The organism is Dietzia sp. DQ11-71 (assembly GCF_014144995.1).
Lineage (GTDB): Bacteria > Actinomycetota > Actinomycetes > Mycobacteriales > Mycobacteriaceae > Dietzia > Dietzia kunjamensis.
The window spans coordinates 1-9,067 of the sequence record NZ_JAALDT010000126.1 but is presented as its reverse complement, the minus strand read 5'-3'; the positions used below and the strand labels follow the sequence as shown (position 1 = coordinate 9,067).

Genomic DNA, 9,067 nt, shown 5'->3' with positions numbered 1-9,067 from the left:
CGCCACCGCGCCCCCGGGCGGCGAGAGCTTCGCCGTGGTGCGGGCGCGCGTCGAGCGGGGACTGCGGCGCATCGTCGCCGACCGCCCCGGCGGCGTGGTCGCCGTCGTCAGCCACGTCACCCCCATCAAACTGGCGATCCGGGCGGGCCTGGGCGCCGGTGACGAGCTGCTGTTCCGGCTGCACCTGGACCTCGCCTCCGTCTCCGACGTGCGTTTCTACTCCGACGGGCCGACCTCGGTTCACCTGGTCAACGACACCTCCCACCTCGTCTGAGCCCGCACCCCGACCGGCCCGCGCGGGCGACTAGACTCCCTGGGGCGAACGAGTCGGCCGGACGGCCGCGGACAGGGGAACCGGCGCTATCGGTGGCCAGGCCCCGGCCCGAGGAAAGTCCGGACTCCACAGAGCAGGGCGGTTGCTAACGGCAACCCGGGGTGACCCGCGGGACAGTGCCACAGAAAACAGACCGCCGCGCCTGCGGGCGCGGTAAGGGTGAAACGGTGCGGTAAGAGCGCACCAGCGCCCCGGGTGACCGGGGCGGCTAGGTAAACCCCGCCCGGAGCAAGGTCGAAGGTCGCACCGCTCGCGGTGCGGCTGCGCGGATGGCGTGCAGCAATGCACGGGAGGGCTGCTCGCCCGAGTCCGCGGGTGGACCGCTCGAGGTACCCGGTGACGGAGTGCCCAGATGGATGGTCGTCGCCCTCCGCCCGCGGAGGGCACAGGATCCGGCTTACAGGCCGGCTCGTTCGCCCCGTTCCCGGCAGGCGGTGCTGCGGCGCGCGGTGGCGGGTCCGGACCCGGATAGTAGGGTCCGAGGTGACAAGCCCGTCGCGTCGAACCGAGGAGGCCCACCGTGTCGGACGAACAGTGGTACTACGACATCGCCACAGGTCAGGCGCAGCAAGGCAAGGTGACCAACTGGGACAACCGGATGGGCCCCTATGCCACGCGCGGCGAGGCCGAGGCGGCGCTGGTCAAGGCGAAGGCCCGCAACGAGGCCTGGGACGCCCAGGACGACTAGTACGAGCCCGGGAGGTCGAGCCGGGCTGTCCTACTTCTTCCCGCCCTTCTTCTTGCCGCTCTTCTTCTTGTCCTTCTTCTTCCGGCGCCGCCGTGCCGCACGCCGTGACTCGGACAGTTCGCGATAGGCGGCCGTGACCGCCGCGGCGTCGCTCTCGAACCCCTCGAGGGTGCGCTCGGAGAACGCCCGCTCGTGCTCGAAGAGCACGCCGAGGCCGAACGTCGACTCACCGGCGAACTCGGCCCGCCGCGCGATGCGCCGGATCCACTGCCGGGTGGTGACGCTGTCCTGGACGTCCCCGAGCACCGTGTGCAGCCGGTCGCAGGCCGTACGCAGCGGGGCCACCGTGAGGTCCTCCGTGTTCGGCACCGCACTGACGTTGCGGCGCAGTGCCTTCGCGCGCTTGCGCACGACGTGGGTGAGTTCCTCCCGCTGGGCCAGCGTCAGATCGAGGGAGTCCAGGTCGCGCTCGGTGCGAGTGCGGATCTTGGTGAACTTGGAGAACTGCCGGTCCACCCCGCGCAGCAGTGTCTCCTCGGCCTCGCGCCGCTTCCTACCGCCCTTCGACGGAGCACCGCCCTTCGACGACGCCCCGCCCCCCACTGCGGCAGGGCCGGTGCCGGCGACGCGGACCAGCTCGTGGAGTCGGTCGACCACGTCGAGGTACCGGTCGGAGAGCAGCGCCGCGGTGACGCGTTCGCCCGCGCGCTGCTCCTCGAAGTCCAACTCGGTGCGCAGGAGATGCCGGGTCCGTGCGGTCACCACGTCCTCGGGGTAGTCGGCTGCCAGCGCCCCGAGTCGCTGGTCGACCACCTGGATGTCCCGGGCCTTGCCCAGCACCGCGGCGAGTTCCTTGAGCTCGGCGAGGAGCGCGGCCGGGTCGATGTCGGTGCCGGCGGTCTCCGCCCCGAGCTCGTCGGCGTACGAGCTGATGGTGCTCCGCAGGCCACGGACCGCGACGCGCATCTGGTGGACGCCCACCACGGTGACGCGCCGGGCCGCCGGATCGTGGTCGAGGAGTTGCTGCAGGTCCTGGACAAGGGCGTCGCGCACGGGCGAGACGCCGCGCTCGTAGAGGTCGGGGAGTGGGCCGATGGTGCGGGCGAGTTTGGACGACGACGACGAGGCGTGAGCCCCGGCGTCCGCGCAGGCGGCGGCGACGGTCGCGAGGAGATCGTGTGCATCGGGTCGCGCCGGATCGACCAGTTCGGTCTCCCATTCCCGCCATCCCGCCGTTGATCCGCCGGCGACGAACGACTCGGTGGAGACACGGTCGTCGCAGAACTCGATCACCGCGGCCCCGTCGGGGTCCCGCAGCGTGAGGACCTGCCGGCGGTTGTCGATGCGGGCGACGGGCTCGAGGGGCCGACGGCGGACCAGCCCGGCGACGGCCGTGACGAGCTCCGCGGGGACGACGTCGTCACGGGGGTCGCCGTCGCCGAGCGGGGCCTGCAGTTCGACGCGTCCCGCCCGGTCGGGCAGTTTGAGGTGCCAACCCTCGTCGTCCCCGCCGGTGCGGCGCCGGAGTGTGACCTTGTGCCGGGTGAGCGAGAGGTCGGCGGTGTCGTAGTAGGTGGCGGAGAGCTGGTGCTCCACCGGGACGTCCGCGACGAGAGGCGCCAGGGCGTCGACCGTGGGCAGCGGGGTGTGCTCGTCGACCTCGAACTTGCTCTCGACCTCGACGGTCTCGTTGATCGTCATGGTCCGGTTGTATCAGTAAAGGATGAACACCGGCAGTGAGCGCCGCCCCTTCCGGACTTACCGGCGGGTAAGGTCAGTGGCTACGGTCACACGTTCGTCGTAAGGGAGAGATTGTGGATCAGCCGAAAATCGTCGACGTCCTGGTGGTGGGGGCGGGGTTCTCCGGGCTCGGTGCCGCCATCCGGCTCGCGCAGGAGGGCTTCGACGACCTCGTCGTCCTCGAACGCGGCCCCGACGTCGGCGGGACGTGGCGCGACAACAGCTATCCGGGCGCGGCGTGCGACGTCCCGTCCCACCTGTACTCGTACTCCTTCGCCCTCAACCCCGACTGGTCACGGGCCTTCTCGCCGCAGGGCGAGATCTACGACTACATCCGGAAGGTCACGCACGAGGCCGGCGTGCGCGAGAAGATCCGCTTCGGCGTCGACGTCACCTCGGTGGACTACGACGAGTCCCGCGGCCGGTGGACGGTGCGCACCAGCGAGGAGGAGTACGACGCCCGCGTGGTGGTGCTGGGCGTCGGCGCACTGTGCGAGCCCAGGCTCCCGGAGATCGACGGCGTCGGCGACTTCGCCGGGCCCGTCTTCCACACCGCCCGCTGGGACCACTCGGTGACGCTGGCCGACAAGCGAGTCGCGGTGATCGGCACGGGCGCCTCGGCGATCCAGGTGGTGCCGTCCATCGCCCCGACCGTGGCGCACCTCGACGTCTACCAGCGCACCGCGCCCTGGGTCCTGCCCCGGATGGACCGGCAGTACCCCCGGTTCGAGCGGTCGCTGTACCGCCGGGTGCCCGGGCTGCAGCGCGCGGTGCGGGCCCTGCAGTACGCCAGCCGCGAGTTCCAGGTGGTGGGCCTGACCCGCACCCGCGCGGCGCTGGCACCCATCAAGGCGCTTGGACGGGCACACCTGGCGATGCAGGTGCGCGACCGTGCCCTGCGCGCGCGGCTCACCCCGCACTTCGAGATCGGGTGCAAGCGCATCCTGCTGTCCAACACCTGGTACCCGGCACTGTCCCGGGACAACGTCGACGTGGTCACCGAGCCGATCACCCGCGTCACCGAGGGCGGGATCGTCACCGGTGACGGAACCGAGCACCCCGCCGACGTCCTGGTGGTGGCCACGGGCTTCCACGTCACCGATTCACCGTTCTTCGAGCGCGTCCGCGGAACGGACGGGCGCACCCTGGCGGACAAGTGGCAGAGCGAGGGGATGGAGGCCTACAAGGGGACCACGGTCGCCGGCTACCCCAACCTGTTCGTCCTGGTGGGCCCCGCGACCGGACTCGGGCACTCGTCGATGATCTACATGATCGAGTCCCAGCTCAACTACCTCGTGGACGCGCTGCGCACCATGCGGGACCGCGGCCTGCAGACCGTCGAGGTGCGTGCGGCCGTCCAGGACGCGTACAACCGCGAACTGCGCGACAGCACCGGCGAGACCGTGTGGGTGACCGGTTGCCGGAGCTGGTACCTCGACGACAAGGGCAACGCGCCGGCCGTGTGGCCGGACTACACCTTCACTTTCCGCAACCAGACCCGGGAGTTCGACCTGAGCGCCTACCGGCGGACCGCGGCCGACGACACGGCCGCGACGCGTACCGGGCAGGAGGCCCTCCGGTGAGCGCCCCGATCGGCAGACTGTTCGGCACAGTCGGGTCACTGGCCCGCCGCCCCCGCTGGCGGATGGACGGCAAGGTCGTCGTCGTCACCGGCGCCGGCTCGGGGATCGGGCGCGAACTGGCGCGCGAGGCCGCGCGGCGCGGCGCCCGGTTGGCACTGAGCGACATCGACGCAGACGGACTGGCCCGGACCGTCGACCTCGCGCGCGGTGACGGCGCCACCGACGTGCACTCGCAGCGCCTCGACGTCACAGAACAGGCGATGGTCGCCGAGTACGCGGGGGCGGTCGCCGAGCACTTCGGCGTGGTCCACCTGGTCGTCAACAACGCCGGCATCGCGTTCACCGGGGCGGTCGAGCAGTCCGGCTACAAGGACATCGCCCGCGTGATGGACGTCGACTACTGGGGCGTCGTGCACGGCACCAAGGAGTTCCTCCCTCACCTCATCGCCTCCGGCGACGGCCACCTGGTCAACATCTCGAGCATCTTCGCGTTCCTGTCCGTGCCCACCCAGAACGCCTACAACGCGGCCAAGGCGGCGGTCCAGCAGTTCACCGAGTCCCTGCGGATGGAGATGATGGCGGCCGGGCACCCCGTCGACGTCACCTGCGTCCACCCGGGCGGGATCAAGACCGCCGTCGCCCGGAGCGCCGGCGCGGCCGAGGGGCTGGACAGCGCGAACTTCGCCGCGATCTTCGACGCGAAGTTCGCGCGCACCGAGGCGTCGACGGCCGCGCGGGTGATCCTCGACGGCGTCGAGCGACGTAGGGCGCGCGTGCTGGTGGGGGTCGACGCCCACCTGCTCGACGCCCTGGTCCGGCTGTTCCCGACCGGCTACCAGAAGGGAACGGTCGCGATGTCGCGCCGCTTCGGGGTGGTCTGATTCGCTGACAGGAGCACGCCCGGCCCGGGCTCCTCAGGGACGGAAGCGGTCCGTGGCCTCCAGCAGGTGGTGCGTCGTGCCGGGTTCGGCCATCGCGTGCCCCGCGTCGGGGACGATGTGCAGCTCCGAACCCGGCCACGCCGCGTGCAGCTCCCACGCGCCTGCGACCGGGCACACCACGTCGTAGCGGCCGTGGACGATCACGGCGGGCAGGTGGGCGATCCGGTCCATCCGGTCCAGGATCGCCCGGCCCCGCAGGAACGCGTCGTGGACGAAGTAGTGGTTCTCGATCCTCGCGAACGCCAGCGCGAACCGGTCCGGGTCGCCGACGACCCCAGCCGGGCGGGGGAGGAGTGTCGACGTCGAGGTCTCCCACGTGGTCCACGCGCGGGCCGCCTCGAGCTCTACGCGCGGGTCGCCGCAGTGCAGGAGCCGGTGGTAGGCGGCCACGTGGTCGTAACCCGGCCGCCGGACCGCCTCTGCGCCGTCCGCGGCGATCAACGGAGCGAGGTAGTCCTCCCAGAAGTCGGGGAACAGGTGCGCCGCGCCGCCGCGGTAGAACCAGTCGATCTCCGACGGGCGGCACAGGAAGATCCCGCGCAGGACCAGGCCGCGGACCCGCTCGGGATGCTCCTGGGCATAGGCCAGCGCCAGTGTCGAGCCCCACGATCCGCCGAAGACCAGCCACGTCTCGACCCCGAGGTGCTCCCGCACCCGCTCGAGGTCGGCGACCAGGTGCCAGGTGGTGTTGACCGACAGGTCGGCCCCGTCCGCGACATGCGGGGCGCTCCTGCCGCATCCCCGCTGGTCGACCAGGATGATCCGGTAGGCGGCCGGGTCGAACATGCGCCGGTGTTCGGGGTGGGTCCCGCCGCCCGGTCCGCCGTGGACGAACACCACCGGGGCGCCATCGGGATTCCCCGAGCACTCCCAGTAGAGCTCCTGGCCGTCGCCCACGTCGAGCAGCCCGCTCTCGTGGGGTTCGATCCTCGGATAGGGGGAGCGACGTCCGCCGCTCGGGCCGGGCTCGGACGCGGGTGTCGTCACGATCAGAAGGAGTGGTCGGGGCCGGGGAAGGCCCGCGAGCGGACCTCGTCGCCGTACTCGCGGGCGGCGTCCCGCAGGGTGTCGGCCAACTGCGCGTAGCGCTTGACGAACTTCGCCGTCCGCCCGGTGCCGTGGCCGGCCATGTCCTGCCACACCAGCACCTGCGCATCGCAGCCGTTACCGGCGCCGATGCCGACGGTCGCGATGTCCAGTTCGGCGGTGACCTCGCGGGCCAGGTCGGCGGGCACCATCTCCATCACCACGGAGAACGCCCCGGCCTCCTGTACGGCTCTGGCGTCAGCCCGCAGCTCATCGGCGGCATCCCCGCGTCCCTGGACGCGGAACCCGCCGAGGCCGTTGACCGACTGGGGGGTGAACCCGATGTGCGCCATCACGGGGATCCCGGCGTCGACGATCGCCTTGATCTGCGGGACCATCCGCACGCCGCCCTCGAGCTTGACGGCCTGGGCGCCGCCCTCCTTCATCATGCGGGTGGCCGCGGCCACGGCCTGCGTCGGCGAGGCCTCGTAGCTACCGAACACCAGGTCCGCGACGACCAGCGCCTTCGGGGCGCCGCGGGTGACGGCCCGCACCAGCGGGATCATCTCGTCCTCGGTCACCGGGACCGTCGTGTCGTAGCCGTAGACCACGTTGGCGGCAGAGTCGCCGACGAGCAGCACCGGGATCCCGGCCTCCTGGAACAACCGCGCGGAGACGAAGTCGTAGGCGGTGAGCATCGGCCACGGCTCACCGGCGGCCTTGAGCTCGGCGAGGTGGTGCAGACGGGTGACCCGGGTCAGGCCCTGCGGCCCGTCGCCCTTCGGCGTCTGGTCCGGTGCGCCGCCGGCGCCGTAGACCGGGGAGTCGGGGGTGTCGCTCATGGGAGTGTGGCCTTCCTTCGGTGACCTCGAGGCCGGCTGGAGCGCCGGTACCCGGGTGGACAGGGGGCGGTGACGTGCGCGGCGGGATCCGTGCGCTGTCGCGGACGAGTCTGCCACGACCGGCACCCAGAGGTCCGGTGGGCGTCGGAGCGGGCGGATGTCACACGCTCGTAACACGACAGGCACTAGGTTGGAGCGCATGAACCGCCAGCAGGAGTACGTTCTCAGGACCTTGGAAGAGCGCGACATCCGGTTCGTCCGGCTCTGGTTCACCGACGTCCTCGGCACCCTCAAGTCGGTCGCCGTGGCGCCGGCCGAACTCGAGGGCGCCTTCGGGGAGGGGATCGGCTTCGACGGCTCCGCCATCGAGGGCTTCTCCCGGGTGTCGGAGGCGGACACCGTCGCCAAGCCCGACCCGTCGACCTTCCAGGTGCTCCCGTGGGCCCACGCCGACGGCAAGCAGCACTCCGCGCGCATCTTCTGCGACATCTTCAACCCGGACGGCAGCCCCAGCTGGGCGGATCCCCGGCACGTCCTGCGCCGTCAGCTCAGCAAGGCCGCCGACCTCGGGTTCTCGTGCTACGTGCACCCCGAGATCGAGTTCTTCCTGTTCAAGGACCTGGACACGGACGGCGCGGAGCCGGTGCCCACCGACAACGGCGGTTACTTCGACCAGGCCGTGCACGACTCCGCCCCGCACTTCCGGCGCCACGCGATCGAGGCGCTCGAGGCGATGGGCATCTCGGTGGAGTTCTCCCACCACGAGGGCGCGCCGGGTCAGCAGGAGATCGACCTGCGCTACGCCGACGCCCTGAGCATGGCGGACAACATCATGACGTTCCGCTACGTGGTCAAGGAGGTGGCCATGAACAACGGGGTGTGGGCGTCGTTCATGCCCAAGCCCCTGCGTGACCACCCGGGCTCGGCCATGCACACCCACATGAGCCTGTTCGAGGGCGACGCCAACGCGTTCCACGACCCGGACGACGAGTACCAGCTGTCCGATACCGCGAAGTCGTTCGTCGCGGGCATCCTCACCCACGCGCCCGAGTTCTCAGCGGTGACCAACCAGTGGGTCAACTCGTACAAGCGACTCATCGGCGGAGGCGAGGCCCCCACCGCGGCCACCTGGGGCCGGGCCAACCGGTCGGCGCTGGTCCGTGTGCCCATGTACACGCCCAACAAGGCGTCCTCGCGCCGCATCGAGGTGCGTAGCCCGGACTCGGCCTGCAACCCCTACCTGGCCTACGCGGTGATGTTCGCCGCCGGGATCAAGGGCGTCCAGGAGGGGTACGAGCTGCCGCCGGAGTCCGAGGACGACGTGTGGACCATGAGCCGGCGCGAGCGGCGGGCGATGGGATACACCGACCTCCCCGGCAGCCTCGAGCAGGCGCTGGACGCCATGGAGGAGTCCGAGCTCGTCGCCGAGGCGCTCGGCGAGCACGTCTTCGAGTTCTTCCTGCGCAACAAGCGGCGCGAGTGGCGCGAGTACCGCAACGACGTGACCCCGTACGAGCTGCGGCACTACCTCAACTTGTGACCGGGGGCGGCATCGTGAGCAGGGACTCCTCGCGCCCTCGGTTACCGAGCCCGGGCCGCCTCGGGCTGCTCGACGACCGGGCCGCGGACTGGCTCGACTACCTGGGGTGGACCGACGACGACGCGGTCCCGGTGCTGTGGTCGCTGTCCCGGGCTCCGGACCCGGACCTCGCCCTGGGAGCCCTGGTGCGGCTCCACGAATCACTCACCGCCGAGTCCCACGATGAGAGCGGTTCCGCCCGCGCCGGTGCCGACGTCGCGGCGTTGGACGCCGCGCTGCGGTCCGACTCGCGGCTCCGGGCGCGGCTGCTGGGGCTGCTCGGATCCTCGAGCGCGTTGGGCGACCACCTCGTCGCCGAGCCCACTCGGTGGGC

At 71.3% G+C, this 9,067-nt stretch carries 8 protein-coding genes, 1 other RNA gene and 1 pseudogene; 7 read left to right on the top strand and 3 right to left on the bottom strand.

Annotated elements, in window-relative coordinates:
• The 3 genes from G6023_RS05335 to G6023_RS05325 all read left to right on the top strand — a co-directional run.
• A partial coding sequence (locus tag G6023_RS05335) for a histidine phosphatase family protein (RefSeq protein ID WP_182634316.1) occupies positions 1 to 274 on the top strand: 274 nt, incomplete at its 5' end.
• Between the two features lie 49 nt (positions 275 to 323).
• Positions 324 to 750: RNase P RNA component class A (gene rnpB / locus G6023_RS05330), an RNA gene on the top strand.
• Between the two features lie 104 nt (positions 751 to 854).
• The gene (locus tag G6023_RS05325) at positions 855 to 1,022 is read left to right on the top strand and encodes a hypothetical protein (RefSeq protein ID WP_096905683.1); all 168 of its coding nucleotides are present in this window, start codon (positions 855 to 857) and stop codon (positions 1,020 to 1,022) included.
• 30 nt (positions 1,023 to 1,052) lie between these two features.
• Here G6023_RS05325 and G6023_RS05320 read toward each other — a convergent pair whose 3' ends face one another.
• Complete coding sequence (locus G6023_RS05320) at positions 1,053 to 2,723, bottom strand: CYTH and CHAD domain-containing protein (RefSeq protein WP_182634315.1); 1,671 nt, start codon at positions 2,721 to 2,723, stop codon at positions 1,053 to 1,055.
• Between the two features lie 113 nt (positions 2,724 to 2,836).
• Here G6023_RS05320 and G6023_RS05315 point away from each other — a divergent pair, with 113 nt between their 5' ends.
• Together G6023_RS05315 and G6023_RS05310 are read left to right on the top strand one after the other, a co-directional pair.
• Positions 2,837 to 4,345: a flavin-containing monooxygenase gene (locus tag G6023_RS05315; protein ID WP_182634312.1), complete on the top strand. Its 1,509-nt coding sequence runs from the start codon at positions 2,837 to 2,839 to the stop codon at positions 4,343 to 4,345.
• Between the two features lie 62 nt (positions 4,346 to 4,407).
• A complete protein-coding gene (locus G6023_RS05310) occupies positions 4,408 to 5,226 on the top strand; it encodes an SDR family NAD(P)-dependent oxidoreductase (RefSeq protein WP_182634318.1) in 819 nt (272 codons plus the stop codon).
• A gap of 33 nt (positions 5,227 to 5,259) precedes the next feature.
• Here the strand turns inward: G6023_RS05310 and pip are convergent, their stop codons facing one another.
• Positions 5,260 to 6,273, bottom strand: coding sequence for a prolyl aminopeptidase (gene pip / locus G6023_RS05305; RefSeq protein WP_182634310.1), 1,014 nt, complete (start codon positions 6,271 to 6,273; stop codon positions 5,260 to 5,262).
• 2 nt (positions 6,274 to 6,275) lie between these two features.
• Positions 6,276 to 7,154 (bottom strand): 3-methyl-2-oxobutanoate hydroxymethyltransferase, encoded by an 879-nt coding sequence (panB, locus tag G6023_RS05300; RefSeq protein ID WP_182634308.1) that lies wholly within the window; start codon positions 7,152 to 7,154, stop codon positions 6,276 to 6,278.
• 199 nt (positions 7,155 to 7,353) lie between these two features.
• Here panB and glnA point away from each other — a divergent pair, with 199 nt between their 5' ends.
• Together glnA and G6023_RS05290 are read left to right on the top strand one after the other, a co-directional pair.
• A complete protein-coding gene (gene glnA, locus G6023_RS05295; RefSeq protein ID WP_067714196.1) occupies positions 7,354 to 8,694 on the top strand; it encodes a type I glutamate--ammonia ligase in 1,341 nt (446 codons plus the stop codon).
• Between the two features lie 14 nt (positions 8,695 to 8,708).
• Positions 8,709 to 9,067, top strand: a pseudogene (locus G6023_RS05290) (bifunctional [glutamine synthetase] adenylyltransferase/[glutamine synthetase]-adenylyl-L-tyrosine phosphorylase); the annotation flags it as partial.